14 protein-coding genes and 1 pseudogene are annotated in these 17,638 nt (G+C 51.4%); 5 read left to right on the forward strand and 10 right to left on the reverse strand.

All coding sequences use genetic code 11. The features are described 5' to 3' along the window. Window positions 1-13: 13 nt before the first annotated feature. The gene (locus ACX1DY_RS01320) at window positions 14-1,237 is read left to right on the forward strand and encodes a glucose-1-phosphate adenylyltransferase (protein ID WP_458962400.1); all 1,224 of its coding nucleotides are present in this window, start codon (window positions 14-16) and stop codon (window positions 1,235-1,237) included. Window positions 1,238-1,312: 75 nt separating this feature from the next. On the opposite strand, the gene ACX1DY_RS01325 is transcribed toward ACX1DY_RS01320, so the two are convergent. The 6 genes and pseudogenes from ACX1DY_RS01325 to ACX1DY_RS01350 all read right to left on the reverse strand — a co-directional run bounded on the left by ACX1DY_RS01325 (window position 1,313) and on the right by ACX1DY_RS01350 (window position 7,868). Continuing rightward, window positions 1,313-2,389 carry a GNAT family N-acetyltransferase gene (locus ACX1DY_RS01325; RefSeq protein WP_458962401.1) on the reverse strand — a complete coding sequence of 359 codons (1,077 nt, stop codon included), beginning with the start codon at window positions 2,387-2,389 and terminating at the stop codon, window positions 1,313-1,315. Between the two features lie 41 nt (window positions 2,390-2,430). After that, window positions 2,431-3,858: a sensor histidine kinase gene (locus ACX1DY_RS01330; protein WP_458962402.1), complete on the reverse strand. Its 1,428-nt coding sequence runs from the start codon at window positions 3,856-3,858 to the stop codon at window positions 2,431-2,433. After that, a complete protein-coding gene (locus ACX1DY_RS01335) occupies window positions 3,855-4,553 on the reverse strand; it encodes a response regulator transcription factor (RefSeq protein WP_019910749.1) in 699 nt (232 codons plus the stop codon). The genes ACX1DY_RS01330 and ACX1DY_RS01335 overlap by 4 nt, the downstream gene beginning before the upstream one ends. Further along, complete coding sequence (locus ACX1DY_RS01340) at window positions 4,546-5,829, reverse strand: hypothetical protein (protein WP_458962403.1); 1,284 nt, start codon at window positions 5,827-5,829, stop codon at window positions 4,546-4,548. The genes ACX1DY_RS01335 and ACX1DY_RS01340 overlap by 8 nt, the downstream gene beginning before the upstream one ends. Before the next feature lie 45 nt (window positions 5,830-5,874). Then, window positions 5,875-6,600: a phosphonate ABC transporter ATP-binding protein gene (locus ACX1DY_RS01345; RefSeq protein ID WP_458962404.1), complete on the reverse strand. Its 726-nt coding sequence runs from the start codon at window positions 6,598-6,600 to the stop codon at window positions 5,875-5,877. A gap of 90 nt (window positions 6,601-6,690) precedes the next feature. Further along, window positions 6,691-7,868: pseudogene (locus tag ACX1DY_RS01350) on the reverse strand (MFS transporter). A gap of 138 nt (window positions 7,869-8,006) precedes the next feature. Here ACX1DY_RS01350 and ACX1DY_RS01355 point away from each other — a divergent pair. The 3 genes from ACX1DY_RS01355 to ACX1DY_RS01365 all read left to right on the forward strand — a co-directional run bounded on the left by ACX1DY_RS01355 (window position 8,007) and on the right by ACX1DY_RS01365 (window position 10,546). After that, a complete protein-coding gene (locus ACX1DY_RS01355) occupies window positions 8,007-8,924 on the forward strand; it encodes an ArsR/SmtB family transcription factor (RefSeq protein WP_458962405.1) in 918 nt (305 codons plus the stop codon). Window positions 8,925-8,963: 39 nt separating this feature from the next. After that, a complete protein-coding gene (locus tag ACX1DY_RS01360) occupies window positions 8,964-9,704 on the forward strand; it encodes an HAD family hydrolase (RefSeq protein ID WP_458962406.1) in 741 nt (246 codons plus the stop codon). 107 nt (window positions 9,705-9,811) lie between these two features. Further along, window positions 9,812-10,546 carry a DsbA family protein gene (locus ACX1DY_RS01365; protein ID WP_458962407.1) on the forward strand — a complete coding sequence of 245 codons (735 nt, stop codon included), beginning with the start codon at window positions 9,812-9,814 and terminating at the stop codon, window positions 10,544-10,546. Between the two features lie 157 nt (window positions 10,547-10,703). Here ACX1DY_RS01365 and ACX1DY_RS01370 read toward each other — a convergent pair whose 3' ends face one another. Then, window positions 10,704-12,986 carry a type IA DNA topoisomerase gene (locus tag ACX1DY_RS01370; RefSeq protein ID WP_458962408.1) on the reverse strand — a complete coding sequence of 761 codons (2,283 nt, stop codon included), beginning with the start codon at window positions 12,984-12,986 and terminating at the stop codon, window positions 10,704-10,706. Between the two features lie 314 nt (window positions 12,987-13,300). Next, window positions 13,301-13,696 (reverse strand): winged helix-turn-helix transcriptional regulator, encoded by a 396-nt coding sequence (locus ACX1DY_RS01375; protein ID WP_458962409.1) that lies wholly within the window; start codon window positions 13,694-13,696, stop codon window positions 13,301-13,303. Between the two features lie 229 nt (window positions 13,697-13,925). On the opposite strand from ACX1DY_RS01375, the gene ahlS reads away from it, so the two are divergent. Next, window positions 13,926-14,774: an AhlS family quorum-quenching N-acyl homoserine lactonase gene (gene ahlS / locus ACX1DY_RS01380; RefSeq protein WP_458962410.1), complete on the forward strand. Its 849-nt coding sequence runs from the start codon at window positions 13,926-13,928 to the stop codon at window positions 14,772-14,774. Window positions 14,775-14,906: 132 nt separating this feature from the next. On the opposite strand, the gene ACX1DY_RS01385 is transcribed toward ahlS, so the two are convergent. Beyond that, window positions 14,907-15,329 (reverse strand): GNAT family N-acetyltransferase, encoded by a 423-nt coding sequence (locus ACX1DY_RS01385; RefSeq protein ID WP_458962411.1) that lies wholly within the window; start codon window positions 15,327-15,329, stop codon window positions 14,907-14,909. A 203-nt stretch (window positions 15,330-15,532) separates the two neighbouring features. Continuing rightward, window positions 15,533-17,239 (reverse strand): proline--tRNA ligase, encoded by a 1,707-nt coding sequence (locus ACX1DY_RS01390; RefSeq protein ID WP_458962412.1) that lies wholly within the window; start codon window positions 17,237-17,239, stop codon window positions 15,533-15,535. Window positions 17,240-17,638 lie beyond the last annotated feature (399 nt).

A 17,638-nucleotide genomic window follows, 5' to 3' on the forward strand; every position in this document is an offset into this window, starting at 1 on the left:
GGAGTGATAACAAATGAGTAAAAAAGAATGCATCGCGATGCTCCTGGCAGGCGGGGAGGGCCGCAGACTGGCCCCTTTGACCACCACTATGGCGAAACCTGCTGTTCCCTTTGGAGGACAGTATAGGATCATTGACTTTCCACTAAGCAACTGTGTGAATTCCGATATTGATACCATAGGGGTGCTGACGCAATACGAAGCGGACTCCCTGCACCAGCATATCGGTGAGGGCGAACCGTGGGGGCTTCACACCCGTACGGATAAAGGCGTTAAGCTGCTTCCTTCCGGCGTAGAAGGCAGAGGCAATTACTCGGGGACTGCCGATGCCATTTATAAAAATATTGCCTACATCGACAGCCATAACCCGGAGCATGTGCTGATTCTTTCGGCGGATCACATTTATCACATGAATTACCGTAAAATGCTGGACCATCATATCAGCAAGAACGCAAAAGCAACGATTTCGGTGATGGAGGTGCCTTGGGAAGAAGCCAGCCGCTTCGGTGTGATGAATGTGAACCAGGAGCTTCAGATTTCCGAGTTTGTCGAAAAACCGCAGGTTCCCAAAAGCAATCTGGCTTCCATGGGCATTTACCTGTTCGAATGGAGTTATCTGAAGGCGCATCTGGAGCGCGATGCTGCTAATCCGGCATCCAGCCATGACTTTGGCAAGGATGTTATTCCAGCGATGCTGGGCGGAGATGATGCCTTGTTTGCCTACCGCTTCAAGGGTTACTGGCGCGACGTGGGTACGGTTGACAGCCTGTGGGAGGCCCATATGGATCTTCTGCAGGAGGACAATGGCTTCAAGCTGGATAATTCCCGCTGGCCGATGTACAGCCGGGTCCGCCGAACGAAGCCTGCTATACCCAAGCCGCGCGTTCAGCTTCCCATTGCGGATAGCCTTGTGAATGAATCCTGCCTGCTGGAAGGCAGCCTGCAGCGCTCGGTAGTCTTCGGCGGTGTTGAGGTCGGCAAGCTGAGCCTGATCAAGGACAGTGTGATAATGCCGGGCGTGCATATCGGCCGGGGAGTGCTGATTGAGAATGCCATTATCGGCGAAGGGGCTGTGATTAAGGATGGTGCAGTAGTCAAGGGTAACGGTGAGAATATCATCGTTGTGGGTCCTCAAGAGATCATAGCCGCAAAGCCCGTCATTCGGACCCAGCCGACCCGCCTTCTGCAGGAGGTCTATGAGAAGACCGGCCGTCTGCGTGCCGAGGGGCTGCCTTCCTGACTAAGGCTGCCTTTGCAGCTTAGACAAATAAAGGGATGCTCGGCTGTGACATAGCAACAGCTAAGCATCCCTTATTTAACTGTGGCCCAGTGCCCGCCACTCCCGGTTTAAAAGGCCAAACTCAATACAATCTGTGTAATGTTCCCCAAACAACGCCGCTTCACGCGAGACCCCCTCGCGGACAAAACCCTCATTCTCGTAGCATTTAAGCGCAGCAGTATTAAAAGCATACGCACCAAGTGACAGACGGTGCAGACCCAGCCCCTGGAAACCGATCCGAAGCGCCTCCTGAATCATGCCCCGCCCGATCCCCCTTCCTTGTAGCTGCGGGTCAACAATCACACGGCCGATTCGAGCCGAGCTGTTAACCCGGTCAATACCCGCAAGGCTCAGATGCCCTACAACCTGGCCTCCTGCTCTCTCGACTGCACAATAGATCAGTTTATCGGAACTTGCAGGATGATTCGCTCCCTCCAGATACGCCTTAAGCTGCCCGTTATCCAGCGGATAAGCAAATGAAGGACCGGCCCACTGCTTGAGAAATTCAGGCGATACGCTCCAACGCTGCAGATACTGAAAATCCGATTCATCCATGTATCGTAAAAGAATTGGGTTGTCGCCGCTGGCGCCATACTCATACAGATTGACCAGCCGCCCTGCGCCTACATCTCTGGTTCCCATATAGCAAAAACCCAGGCTCTGATAATACCGGTTCAGCTTAACATTATGTGCCACCGTATCCAGCCGCAGAGCGCGGTTGCCAAGTCCCCGTGCCTTATTCAGAGCGTAATCAATCAACTGCCGGCCAAGACCGCCGCCCCTGAAGGCTTTGGCTACGGCAAGCCTGTGCAGATATGCGCAGGTCTCATCATTGCGGTCTCCCCAGTACTGCGGATCGCTGAACTGCAAGGTGAACATTCCGGCAACCGTTTCGCCGTCTAGTGCCAAATATACTTCCCTATCTGTAAAATAGGCGGCAATATCGTGTTCGTTGAACTGTCCGGGTGTCCATTGCCGGATTCCCTTGCCCTCCATCCAGCCTGCCGCCTCACGCAGCAGCTTCAGCACATCCCCGGTCCGTTCAACATTGGCACGGATAATGGTGAAGCTTGACCGGGAAGCTGAGGAAGGCTGCAGCTTCTGTTCATCCATTGGTCCTCCTCCTCACAACTCACTAACCCTTAAGCCCATAGCTAAATCTGGCTCTCTACCTGGGGAGCTGCAGGCGGAAGCTCTTCGGTCATAGGCAAAATCACAGTAACCTGTGTGCCCTTGCCAAGCTCGCTGTCCATCTCCAGCTTCCCGCCATGAAGCTCCACAATCTGCTGTGAAATGGCAAGCCCCAGTCCCGTACCGCCATTCAGCGCATCGACCTGGAAGAACCGGTCGCGCACTCTGGCGAGATGCGTTTCGCTGATGCCAATCCCGCTGTCCCGCACTGCTACAGCCATTTCACTGCCCGGTAACCGGTGTGCCGACAGGACAATGCTAGAATCCTCGGGAGAAAACTTGACGGCGTTATCCACCAAATTGAGGAACACCTGCTTCAGCCGGTTAGCATCCGCCGTGATAAAGATGGTCTCTTCGCATTCGAGCAGCAGATGAATCCGTTTCTTCTCTGCCTTGGCCCATATGTTCAGGATCGTCTCCTGCAGCAGCACTTTGACATCTACACGGCCCATCGAGAGCTTCATTTCATTCTGCTGCAGCTTGGAGAAGTCAAGAATCTCTTCCACCAGCCCGATCAGACGGTCGCTCTCCTTGGAAATGATGCTCATGCCAAGCTTGGTCTCTTCAGGATCATAGCCGCCTGAGATCAGCGTTTCGCTCCAGCCCTTGATACTGGTCAGCGGAGTCCGCAGCTCATGCGAGATGGAGGAGATAAAGTCATCCTTGATCTGATTGCTGCGGATGATTTCATCCGCCATATAGTTCAATGTGGACGCCAAATCACCGATTTCATATTTGTAATCGCCTTTTATGCGCGTGTTGAATCTTCCCTTGGCCATCTGAGCGGAGACGGCAGTAATATTGTTGAGCGGCTTCACGATGGAGTTAGCCAGGCCGAAGCTGAACAGGACAACTATAGCCATAACCGCCCCGCCGATGCCGATGGATACCAGCGTCAGGTTCAGCAGGTCACTGTCAATTCGCTCCATAGAAGTAACATATCTGATCACGTACGTCTCTCGTCCGTTGATATGCATAAGCTTGGATACAGCCATGACACTCTCATTCGTCCCTGCCTGCCGGCCGACCCACCGGCCGACACTTCCGCCTACCGCCTCAGGAACATCGCTTGTCGTGATGGTACGGTCCGGCTGGAACCCGGTGGAGCTGATAAGCATATTGCCGTCCGGCGTCAGCACCTGCAGCTCAGTGTACTCCATTTCGAAGAAATCGAGCAGCTTTTGAAGCTGATTAGGCGATCGCTCGCCTGAAATCTCATATTTCAGGAAATCCTCCGCCGTGCCGATATGCGTCGTAATTTTACTGTAGACACTGTCGTAATAATACGTCCGGATCGCCAGGAGGAATATAACCTCTACAAGGAGAAGCGCTACAAATACGACAAAAATATAGTGCAATACAATCTGTCTGCGCATCCCCTTCTTGATCATTGTCCTTGGCCTTTCCACTTATATCCGTGGCCCCATACCGTCTGCAGATATTCGGGCTCTGAAGGATTATTCTCAATTTTCTGGCGCAAACGGCGGATGTTCACATCTACAATTTTGGGGTCCCCCATATACTCCTTGCCCCAGACATGATCCAGAAGCGAATCACGGCTGAGCGGAGTGTTCTCCTTCTCAAGGAAAAATTGCACCAGCGAAAATTCGGTTGGCGTCAGCTCAATGGCCTCTCCGCTGCGTTTGAATTGCTTGGAAATCAGATCAAGTGTAAACGGACCGGATTGAAAAGACACCTTCGCGGACTGCTCGCGGTGCACATTGACCCGGCGCAGCAATGACTGGATGCGGGCAATCAGCTCAGTGGGGCTGAACGGCTTGCTGACGTGGTCATCCGCTCCTACAGAGAGGGCGTACACCTTATCCTGCTCCTGAACCTTAGCGGTCAGAAAAATAATGCCGAGCCGTTCATTGGTCTCTCTGATCCGCCGGCATACCTCAAAACCATCAATCCCCGGGACCATCACGTCAAGCAGCGCGATATCAATATCCTGGATCGTCGTCAGCTTGTGCAGCGCTTCATTTCCATCCGCCGCCTCAAGCACCTCAAATCCGTTGCGCTTGAGATTGATTACAATAAAACTCCGGATGGACTCCTCGTCCTCCAGGATCAGTACTTTACTCATTGATTCCCTTCCTTTCAATTGGCGAGGTGATTTTGTTATGATCTCCCCCGCTTGTGCTTTGTTCCAGTTCTCCGCGGTAGCCGATTATTTTGTCCATATCGGTTCCAAGCATCTCCCACCTGGAATTTTTCACGCGGTCCCATTCAGCCTGGGAGAAGAAGGATACCTCGGCAACCGTCTCTCCGGTATCGGCCATGATGAACTTCAGGGATTTATCCAGAACGGACTTGGTGTCCACTGTAACCTTCTCATACCATTCGGGCGAGAAATTAATGATAAACCGGTCCGACGGATCGCGATACTGCTGGGATGAGAAAGTCAATCCATTCTTGCCGTCCCACTTATAATAGGAGTTGAAATATGGGATCGTCTGCGGATCAAAATATTCCCAGCCCTTCGGCGGCTCCAGCAGCCCAATCTCGATAATACCGTCGCCATCAATGTCTTCGCTGACAATTTTTCTTTCCTTGAAGGTACGGGCATCTCCCGGAATTACCACACGCAGCTTGTTATTCTCCATTACAACCACTGTCGTATAAGCCGACCGGGAATCCACCGCAGCATCCAGAACTATACCTTCTTTATTCTCGGCCACTTTTCCTGAGACAATATTGTAATAATTATAAAAGTAAGGGTCCAGATCATCGAGTTCATCCAGAACCTTGAACCCGTCGCTGTACTGATAGGTTGTAATTGTGGCAAATTCATTGCGTTTGAAATTTATAACGGTAATGTCTGGTGTTCCATCCTCATTCATGTCGTCCACGATATATTTCGTATATGGCTGAGTAAACAATTCCTCCAGCGCTCCGCCCGAATAGCGGTAGACTACCATGCCTTTTTCTTCGCCCCGCGAATAGCCGACAATGATGTCAAGCTTGCCGTCGCCTGTCACATCCTTGATATCCACCGAATCCAGCTCTGTCCCGTTGCCGTCAAAAGCAAGCTTCTTGACCCAGGCATCATCCTGCTTCGCCAGTATCATCCCGTGGATCTGCACCGTTTCATTCTTCGTCAAATAGAAGACTAGCGTCTCCATTATTCCATCCTTGTCCAGATCCACAGTAAAAATAGAGCTGTCATCGTCATTGGCCGGACGGATCAGCGTAGAAGCGGCTGGCTTCAGCGAGTTGATCGCGGTCATGAGTGAAGCCTTGTCGGCGGAGAGCTGCGGCGCCTTCATCCGCGAAACAGGATCGCTGATGAAGGTGCAGCCCGACAGCACGGACAGTGACAAGGATACCGCTGCCAGACGCTTCAGAATCCGTATATTCAACTTCATCCCTCTTCCCTTGTTCCGTGGTTCGGATCTTAACAAATTCTACAAATGTGCCCGCTCCTGAGAAGTCAGGCGCCGGCCCTTCACGTCATATTTGATTCTGCCGTCTTCCAGTACCCAGAGCCGGGTCGCATACCGTTCCGCCAGCTCAAGCGGGATCACGGTCAGCACCGTCAGCCCCGTTTCCTTACACAGCTTGCGTAACGTTTCCAGTACGCTCTCCGCAGTTTTCGGGTCAAGGCCGGTTACAGGCTCATCCGCCAGAATAACCTTGGCTCCGTGCACCAATGCGCGGGCGATCGCCACCCGCTGACGCTCACCGCCGCTAAGCTGGCTGGTCTTCATCTTGGCTTTGTCGAGCAGACCGAGCAGGTCCAGTTCGTCCATCGCCCCCATGTAATCATCCGACCGCACCATCCCGGTTACCATCCGCCACAGCGGAGTCTGCGAGGACTGGCCGATCAGCACATTCTTCAGCGCTGTGCGGTTCGGATTCAGCTCCGCATTCTGTTCCAGATAGGCCCATTCGCGGCGGATCTTGCGTTTGCCGGCAAAAGAGCTCTTCATGATGTCGGTGCCATCCACTCTAAAGTTGCCTCTATCCCATTTCTCCTTGAGGGCCAGGCAGCGCAGCAGCGTTGATTTGCCGCTTCCGCTGGCTCCCAGCAGCACTACCAGCTCACCTTCTTCTAATTGAAAGCCAATATCCTGCAGCACCGGGGTTTTCCCTTCCCCGACTGCTTTGGCCAAGTGTTCAACTGTGATCATAGTTCAGCCTCTCCCTGTCTTCATCTCTACTCTCTAGTGTACTCTGAAAGCGGGATCAAATTCCATGCGAGCACTCGTTCCTATTCTACCTCAAATCGGCTTCCGTGGCGAGAATAATAACCCTGTCAATCCGAATAAAATATATAAAGCGCCAAGGAGAGCAAATACACCGCCGCCCCAGCCGAATTGCAGCAGCAGACCGCCGATTCCCGGGCCAATAATGCTGCCTAAGCTATAGTGGAAAGACGAGACCACATTTGCGGCCGGGAGCAGATTGCGCGGGAGAATATCCGCTGCAAAGCTTAGCCCCAGCGAAAAAAAGGAGCCAACAAGCCCGCCAGCCACCGTCAGGAGAATCATTGTCAGCAGGAAACTGTCCCCCGCCAGCGGCAGCAGCGCGAAAGCCAGGCCGCCGCCTGCACCGGAACAGATCAGGATTCTTTTTCGCCCGTAGCGGTCGCTCCACATTCCCAGCGGCAGTTGCAGAATCAGCCCGCCAATACCTACGAACGGCAGCAAAGCCGCAATCTGATTGGCGCTGAAGCCGATGCGCAGTCCGTACACGGGGAAGTTGCTGTTCAGACTTGCTTCCATATATCCGTATAAAGAGCCGGTATCAGCGCATACCACGCAAATCTGTAGCTTCTTGCAAAGCGGCGGGCCTGCCCCTCTCCATGCTCTACTTTATCCGGATGGGAGTCCGGCAGCTTGAGCAATACCAGGATCAGGATGAAGAGAAACAGCAGCGCAATAGCCGCAAAAGGCCCCGCCTGGCCGAAGCGCAGCAGACTGATGCCGAGCGGACCCAGGCTGAAGCCCAGCCCGTAGGACATGCCGTAAAGAGACAGATTACGCCCCCGGTGCGCAGCAGGCGTCATCAGCAGCACCCAGAGCTGGGCGGCATAATTGATGGCCGCGTCTCCCACTCCTACCAAGAGGCGCAGCAGAAACCAGGACTTGGCTCCAGGCAGCAGCGGAAATAAAATGAGCGACACCAGCACAAGGCTGATCCCTGCCGCAATCAGCTTTTTGAAGCCGATCGCACCGAGAACCCGTTCTGCGACCAGTGTCATGGCGAACGAGCCCACATACAGCGCAGCGGCATTCAGGCCGTTGAGCGAAGAGGAGACTCCTTTTTGCTCCAGCAGAATGGACAGCACGGGAAGCAGCAGGCCTTGGCTGAGCCCCGCCGCAATAATGACGGTAATAAGTATGATGTAGTTCAATTTGCTGCTCTTGCTTACAGATAGGGTCTGACTATGTGACACGGATAAATCCTCCTATGTAATCCTGTGGTTATGGAACTGCCGCTTCCCCCGGCAAACACCGAACATTATAGTGGACAACCCTCTTCTAAACAAGAGATAATATATAGAAGTGACCGATTTTCTGGGGGTGCAAGGTTCATGAACTATAAATTAGAAATTGACGTTTCTCCGGTATACGAACTGCTGGACAGTTTTATGTTATATGTAACTAGAAAATGGATTTCCAATCTGGATATCGGCCCTGACTGGATACGCGATGTCGATTCCCGCCTTGCCCCGCAGCAGATTTCCGCCTTCCGGCAGGCTGCTGAATGGCCTTTCGAGGACTATGATGTGCTCTATGCCTGGGCGTACAGCAGGGGAGCGGCTTCCAAGGTGACACAATTCCTGGATGAGCTGGAGTCCTCCGGGCTTGAGGATTGCTTCGAGCGCACCAAACCTTTTTTCCACCAATTCACGATTGAGGAATGCGCCCGGATCAAATATAACTATACTCCGCTGCTGCGTCTGTGGTATGCAGAGTATTTCCGCCATGAGGAGCAGAGGATCCTGCCGCTGCTGATCGAGGACGCTTCGGAGAAAAAAATGCTTGAGAGTAAAATGGACATGGTGCCGCTTATTGAATATGCCTCGGGTGGAATCGTGATTGAGGACGTGCCGGATCTGCAGACCATTGTCCTCCTGCCCACCGTTCACAACCGGCCCATCAACACCTATTGCTTCTATAAGACGATGATGCTCGTGCAATACCCTGTGGATGTGCCTTTGGACAGCGAGGATGAACCGCCTACTGTGCTGCTGCGGCTAACCAAAGCGCTCTCTGATCCGACACGGCTGCGCATGCTGCGCTTCATTGCCCACGAGCCTAAGACACTCTGGGAGATGCAATCGGAGCTCAATCAGTCCAGAGAAATGCTGATGCATCACCTGCTAAGCCTCCGGGTTGCCGGGCTGCTGCGCGTACATCTGCGCGGGGAAGGCACAGAGCGCTACAGTATCAGACCGGACGGGGCCTCGGAGCTTCAGATGTTTCTTGAATCCTACATTCGTATATAATAGCTTTACAATACAGAGATAGATACAGGAGTGAATATTATGAAATATTTAACACAGCAAGTCATTTTCGATCTCGACGATACCCTGGTGCATTGCAACAAATATTTCGACCTCATTTTGGGGCAATATTTTGAGCTTATGTCACAGTGGTTTGGTGAATATGGTCCGACAACCGCTGAATTCCGCAGCAAGCAGATAGAAATTGATGTAGCAACTGTGAGCACAAGCGGCCTCTCCAGCGAAAATTTTCCGAAGTCTCTGATCGCAACCTACCGTTTCTTTTGCGACAAATACAATCATCCGGCAGACCCTCATCAGGAGCAGCAGCTAATGAAGCTCGGACTTAGCGTATACGACCAGGAGATTGAAGCTTATCCGGGTATGGTGGAAACACTCGATACCTTGAAGCAGGACGGGCACGCGTTATACCTCTACACCGGAGGAGACGACACCATTCAGCAGCGCAAAATCGAGCAGATGAAGCTAGATGCTTATTTTGATGACCGGATCTACATCCGTCAGCACAAAAATGTAGAATCGCTGGAGGATATCCTGCGTACACACAGCTTTGACCGCAAAAAAACCTGGATGATCGGAAATTCCCTGCGTACGGATGTGCTTCCGGCCCTGACTGCAGGCATCAACAGCATTTATCTGAAGCAGCAAAATGAATGGCTCTACAATCTCATTGAGCTTCAGCGTGAAATGCAGCAGTCCGTGCTGACCATCTCCTCAATCATCGAGGTTCCGCCGGTTATCCGTTCCGCCGCCCTGCGCTAGAACCACGGCTAAAGCTTCCTTTAGGTTCGTGTTACAAATGGCATATGCAGCCTGCGGCGGTATGATTATACTATTTGAGTATTTTCATATCATGCAGGAGGTTAGCAATGAACAAGAAAGCAAGCCGCAGTTACAGCACGAACAACAAACGCTTAATACCGATGCTGCTCGGAGTCGTTATTGTTCTGCTGATTGGAGCTCTTGTCTTTTTGGCGACGAAGAACAAAGATAGTGACGCTGCTGAACTCGACAATCTGCCCAACTATACGGATGTGAAGGGAAAGATCGTTGTCGATGGGTTGAAATACGAGAAGCAGCCGCATCTGGGCAGTGAGAACGCCAAGGTGAAGGTCATTGAGTTCGCCGATTTTAAATGCCCCGCCTGCAAAAAGTGGACCGAGACCTACCTGGACACATTCATTAAAGACTACGTGGACACAGGCAAAGTGCAGTTCTACTTCATGAACTTCGCCTTTATCGACCGGGATTCTTATCTCGCTGCCAGTGCAGGTGAAGCCATTTACAAGCAGAGCAACGAGAAATTCTGGGAATACGTTCATAAGTTGTACGCTAATCAGGGTGATGAGAGCAAGATTTGGGCAACTCAGAAGTTTATCCTTAATTTCGTGAAAAACAATATCGAAGGCATCGACTACGACCAGTTCGAGCAGGATCTCAAGAACCAGACTTATATGTTCGATGTGAAGGAAGACTTTAAAATCGCCGGCTCCTATGGAGTGAACGGCACGCCGAAGTTTATGGTTAATGGCGTTCTGCTGCCGGACTCCTCCTACGAGGGTTTGACTGCCGCTATTGAAGCTGGCCTGAAGGATGGCAAGTAAGGATAAGGATTCGGCATAGTCATTGTAAAATAAAGAGGATGCGCCCGGCCGGGAATCATGAAGGCCGTGACGCATCCTCTTTTGCTGCCGGGATTGCCGGGATCTTCCTGGATCTACAGCAGTCTTGCGTGTAATGAACATTCGCTTTTGGTCGTATTCACTCGATGGTCAACTGTCCTGTATCCATATTGCTAAGCACTAGCTTGCCCTCCAGCGGGGAGCCATCCTCACCGGTAAGCTTCAGCTTGCCGGTCCGCCCCTTCTCAATCAGCGCCTTCACCTGGGCATCGGTCAGAGTCCGGCCGTAAGTTTCCTTCCAGATCACGAACTTGCAGCCTTCCTTGTAATGAGAGCAGCCGTAGCCTTTGCGGCCCATAAAGATCATGCCGCCGCAGCCCGGACGCGGGCATTGTCCGATCACCTTCGGCCCGCCTTCCGCAGCACCATCCGCAGACCCCTGCCGGGTCCTGGAAGATTGTGCGGCATTCCCGGTGCCGGATTCGCCGCCGCGCTTTCTCGGTGCGGCCGGTTTACGCGCGACTGTGGCGCTGCGGCTTTTGCCGCCGCTGTTCAGCGAAGGAGTCTCCCCTTCGAAGGAGGTTTTATCCGCCCGGGACTGCACCCGGACCTTGTCTACAATCATCGAGGCGAACCTTTTTACATTCTCCATGAATTGTCCATCCGCTGCCGTCCCTCTGGCAATCTCGTTCAGCCGCCGCTCCCATTGTCCGGTCATTTCCGGCGAGGTCAGCAGCTCAATACCCGCGCCGCGGATCAGCTCAATCGCTGTCCGGCCCTTTTGGGTGATAGCGATCTTTTTACCCTGCATTTCTACATAGCCGACATTCTTTAGCCGCTCAATCGTTGCCGCCCGGGTCGCCGGTGTGCCCAGCCCAGAGTCTTTCATGGCATCGCGCAGCTCCTCATCCTCAATCTGCTTCCCCGCGCTTTCCATCGCCTTCAGCAGGGTTCCTTCGGTGTAATGCTTTGGCGGTTGGGTATCCTTCTCCTTGACGATGGCATCGCTGCAGAGCACCCCGGCATTCGAATCTATCGAGAAAGGCTCGCTAACCTCAATCTCCTCTTCCTCTTCATCCTCTTTGCCCTTGCCTTTAGAGGACTTGGTCTTGTCTTTCTTCTGATCGGCATAGATCACCTTCCAGCCCAGGCTCAATAGCTCCTTGACCGTAGTTTTGAAGTTTTCCCCTTCGACCTCGGTAATCACGGTATGGACCTTGTACTCGGCAGCCGGGTAGAACTGCGAGAGGAACCGGCGGACGATCAAATCGTACAGCTTGGCCTCATCGGTACTTAGTCCTGTTGCCTTGCGGTTCGTTGGCAGAATGGCATGGTGATCCTCCACCTTCGCCGGGTTGCAAATGAATTTGTTGCCCTTATGGACCAGGCTCCGGTTCGCACCCTTGACCCACTCGTCATACGATGTGCCCTGCAGCGCAGAAAGTGTCTTATGCATTTCCGGTACATTCTGCTCGGTTACATAGTTCGAGTTCGTACGCGGATACGAAATCACCTTATGCTTCTCGTAGAGCGCCTGGGCGATGTCGAGCGTTTTTTTGGCGGAAAAAGCATGCTTGCCATTCGCTTCCCGCTGCAGCAGTGTAAGATCATACAGCTTGCCCGGATACTCTTTCGTTTCCTTAACCTCATAGGAGGCAACCCGTGCCGGCTTGCCCTTGACCTTGGCTGCGAGTGCCTCGGCCTTGGCTCCGTCAGTCATCCGTTCTCCCTGCCACATACCTTTGTAGCTCATATCATTCTGGGCAAAATGCCCCTCCACTTCAAAAAACTTCAGGGAGGAGAACGCCTCAATCGTCTTCTGCCGGTCATAGATCAGCGCAAGCACCGGAGTCTGCACCCGGCCCACTGACAGCAGCACATTATGCTTGGTGGTAAAAGCGCGCGAGCCGTTCATCCCGATCAGCCAATCGGCCTCACTGCGGGCTCTGGCAGCTTTGGTCAGATTCTCGTATTCCGCTCCATCCTTCAGCTCCTGGAAGCCTTTGCGGATCGTCTCCGGAGTCAAATCGGATATCCACAGTCGCTTCACCGGCTGGCTGAGCTGCAAATGCCGCTGAATCAGCGAGAAGATATGCTGCCCTTCGCGCCCGGCATCACAGGAATTGACCAGCAGATCGCTGCGCTTCGCCAGATCTCCAATCACCTTAAGCTGATCAAGCGTGCGGGCATTCGGCACCAGCTTGAACTGCTCGGGGATAATCGGCAAATCGTTAATATTCCATTTCTTGTACTTCGAATCATACGCTTCCGGTTCCGCCAGGCCGATGAGATGCCCGATGGCCCAGGTAATAATGTAATGCTCGCCTTCCAGATAGGACCGGTAATTTTTGGCCTTCGGTTCTATTGCGGCGGCGATATTCCGCCCCATGTCCGGTTTCTCCGCAATAATGAGTGTCTTCAAAAAGTATCGCTCCTTAGCCTCGTTCTTCCAAAATGCGTCCAGTATTCTATTATACCATTATGTTTAACGCATTACCTGCTATAAATCGGTGTAAATGGAATAGTAATTATGTCTTCTCATGGATACGCTGTAACGGCAGGACCTTACAGAGTAAAGCAAGATAAATGATTGAGCAGATGAATAATTTACTTGGTAATCTTTGAACGAAAAAATAAATAAGCTTCCCTCTATAAGGAAGCCCTAATTGTCACTTGTTTTTTACATTGGCACAGTCTGTCAAGGTTCTCCCCGTATCTACCTGAGTATCATCTGCCTTAATTCAGTGAACGAGTGGTATAAGCAAAGTCATAGTTAGCCCGTGCCTCTACAACTTGATTGTAATTCACTCTTCCCCACTGCCTTAGCTCTTTCATCGGCTGAAGCAATGTTTCTCCTAATGGCGTTAATGAATACTCAACGCTTGGCGGCACTGTAAGAGTTATGTGTCGCCCAACCAATCCATCACGCTCAAGCTTGCGTACCGTCTGGGTAAGCATTTTTTTGGATATCCCCTCGACCCTCCTGAGCATTTCTCCGTATCGGATTCCACCTTTTTCCATGGCATAAATAACAAGTACAGTCCACTTGTTAGAGATAATGTCAAGAACTTTGCTATAACCGCAATTCGATAACGAAATATCAGATTGTTTTGATTTAGATACATTTGTCAAATGATTTCCCTCCTATGCAATACGAAGTTCCCAGGACACTTTAAAGTGCCTACTTATATCATTTTAATTTTTGTAATACTGTATGTCTATACCAGTACTGTAGCAGCTTTGTGCAAAATCTGCCGTAACAAGGCACCGCTTAAGGGCGATCCGGACGTTCCAAGAGCAGGAAGATATGCTCCCGAAAGGGGAATCTTGTACTGGATTACTTCGATGGGCAGGTATAAACATGACAAATATTATTAAAAAGCGTCCCAAGCTATTTGTATTGGATAACGGTCGAATGAGCATGGATAAAAATTGGATAATCGCCATGCATAATCCGGCTACAATAAATAATCCAAATGCCCCGACACAATTTGTGGAATTTCCAATCTATACGGTATTGATTGATCATCCTGAGGGAAAAATCTTGTTTGATACAGCCTGCAACCCAAACTCCATGGGCATTGGAGGGCGTTGGGCACAATCGACCCAACTGTCGTCTCCATGGGTGGCAAGCGAGGAATGTTACCTGCATAACCGACTGGAGCAACTTAATGTTAGACCCGAGGAAATCAAGTACGTCGTTGCCTCCCACTTACATCTGGACCATGCAGGATGCCTCGAAATGTTCAAGAACGCGACCATTATCGTTCATGAGGATGAGTTTAATGGAGCACTGCAAACCTACGCCCGCAATGAAAAAGAAGGGGCCTATGTTTGGGCTGATATCGATGCATGGATCAAAAACCAATTACAGTGGAAAACGGTCAAACCAGGCGAAGATAACTTGGCTCTGTTGGATGGCATCAAAATCTTGAATTTTGGAAGTGGTCATGCATGGGGTATGTTGGGTCTCCAGATCGAATTGCCAGAAACAGGCGGAATCATTCTAGCTTCCGATGCCATTTATACCGCGGAAAGTTTCGGTCCTCCGGTCAAGCCACCTGGTATTATTTATGATTTGATCGGCTACAGAAATTCGGTGGAGAAAATCCGTACTTTGGCTACCCGCACGAATTCCCAAGTGTGGTTCGGGCATGATGCGAATCAATTCAGACACTTGAGAAAATCTACTGAAGGATATTATGAATAATAATAATCCCCTATCATGTTTAGTAGATGCTTTTATTTGAAATAAAAAGAAAATGACCAAATATTAAGCAAAAAGCATGGCTGTCGAGACTTTCTCGACAGCCTGACAAGAAACTAAATGCGGTTACTTGTTTTATTTATTTTCCATAACCCAGTACTTCTCTTCTCCAGGACGGCCTTCCTCAACAACCTTCTTCCATCCATTGCGCTCATAAAATGTCAATGCCTTATGATTTTTAGATACGCATTTTAATCGCATCGGTTTATTCAATTTATCGCCAGCTGCTTGCAGCAAACGACTGCCGACTCCTTTACCGGAGCAATTCGGGTGAACAAAAAGATTATGAATGAAGTTATCCGGCAAATACAAGGAGGTAAAGCCCATAAGGATACCGGCCTCTTCTGCTACAATGATGAATTCATCCTCCGTATGCTTATCGAAATCCTCCAAAGTCATTTCAAAAATATTGTCCCATATAAAGGTATTGCACCGTGATTCGAGATACAGCTTTCTTAGTTCAGGGTAATCCCCTTCATGAGCCTCTCTAATAATCAATTGCTCACTCCCTCTGCACTGAAGTCTGATGTGATGATGTCTCTCTTATATAGTAACATGTCAGATCCTGATTCTAAAATTTTGTTCTCGGGATTATGGCGCCCCTGCTGCGGATATCGCGATAATCAAATAGTCGTGTTGGGAACGTGCGCAAACGCTCGCCGATCATTTCATCATCGTTGCTCAGCGCCTGGCTGAACAGCTTAATGTCTTGCAGTTACCCGCGATACAGCTTCAGCGATATCAATGACCTCTTTAGTATTCAATTTCCGGTCCAGGTACTCCACTTTTTGCTCCGCTGCATCCTTGCCGACAACAAGGGTTACCGGTATGCCGATCAGCAGGGAATCCTTGAACTTCACACCTGCCCGTTCATCCCTGTCATCCAGCAGGGTCTCAATGCCGAGCCGGGTGAGCTGTTCATACAGAGCTTCAGCTGCCGCCGCCTGGGCTTCATTTTTGACAGACATGAGCAGGATATGAACCCTATATGGAGCCAGTGCCATTGGCCAGATGATTCCCTGCTCATCGTGATGCTGTTCAGCCACCGCCGCAAGCATCCGCGAAATTCCAATCCCATAGCAGCCCATAATCATTGGTTTGCTTGCGCCCGATGAGTCCAGAAATGCCGCTCCGAGCTTCTCACTGTATTTCGTCCCCAGCTTGAAGACATGGCCGATCTCGATCCCCTGCTCGAAATGAAGATCGCCTTCGCCGCAATGCGGACAGGTCTCGCCTTCGGAGGCTGTGCGGAAATCGCCCACGTACTCCAGACTGAAATCCCGGCCTGGCACCACATTCCGCAGGTGATAGTCCCTCTCCCCGGCTCCGGCAATCCCCTCTGTCATTGCGGCGACCGCTGCGTCAACCAAGAGGGTCAGGAAGAGTCCAACCGGTCCGACAAAACCGCTCTCCACACCGGCTGCAGCCTGCACAGAATGAAAATCGGCCAGAGCAATCTCGCGTGCTCCGATGTAATTCCGCACCTTGATCTCGTTAACTTCATGATCGCCCCGGACCAATACGGCGAAGGTTCTGCCGCCGCCTTCGTAGATCAACGTCTTGATCACCTGCTCTGGAGGAATTTGCAATTCCTGCTCCAATTGATCAATGGTGCGGATGCCAGGAGTGTGGAACTTCTCGGCGGCAGGCTGATTGCCGAAATCCATCCGGGCTACGCCCTCTCCGGCACGAACCTCGGCCTGTTCCAGATTGGCGGCATAGTCACAGGCAGAACAAACGGCGATTGTATCCTCGCCAATGCCCGACAGAGCCATGAATTCATGCGTCTCACCTTCACCGCCTATCGCTCCGGCATCCGCTTGGACTGCCCTGTAAGCCAGCCCGCAGCGCTCGAAAATTCTCTGATATGCCTTATACATCCGCACATAGTTCTCGTCCAGCCCTTCCCAGCCGGTGTCGAACGAATAAGCATCCTTCATCAGAAACTCCCTGCCCCGCAGCAGCCCGGAACGCGGACGGCGTTCGTCACGGAACTTGGTCTGAATCTGGTATACGGTGACCGGCAGCTTCCGGTACGAGCTAATATCTCCCCGCACCAGCGTCGTCACCACCTCCTCATGAGTGGGTCCGAGCACAAATTCACGTGCGTGGCGGTCCTCAAGCTTCATCAGCTCCTTGCCGTAGACATCATATCTCTCCGACTCTTTCCACAGCTCCGCAGGCTGCATGGAAGGCATCAGCATTTCCTGTGCTCCGGCGGCATCCATTTCCTCACGCACGATATTTTCTATTTTGCGCAGGACACGGCGGCCGAGCGGCAGATAAGTATAGATTCCGGCCGCGAGCTGCCGGATATATCCGGCACGCAGCAGTAACTGGTGATTAATCGTTTCAGCTTCTGCAGGAGCTTCGCGGAGAGTACTCCCTAACAGTTTGCTTTGGCGCATAAATATTCATCCTCTCTTGTCTATATAAAGTGCATCTTCAGTCTCTGAAGACAAACACAAAAAGACACATCCGTCAGGGACGAATGTGTCGTGATACCACCCTAGTTCAACCGCCTGCTTAATGCTTGGCGGTCCTCAACACGGATAACGGCCGAGTCCGGCAGCATTGTTCATGCTGCAGCTACCAAGGCAGGGTATGCTTCACTCGCTCTATGAGGGACCTTTCAGCCGGTGAATCCCCTCTCTGTTCTAACGATCATAGAAGCATAGATCCTTGGTCAACGCTGTTCAATATCGAGATTGTTTTTAATCTATACGATATTCCAAATCATGTCAAGTCCCTGAAAAAATGACGCTGTATTGGTAATGCATAACTAATTATTTTACATAAGTCGACAT

Source organism: Paenibacillus sp. BAC0078, assembly GCF_054483875.1.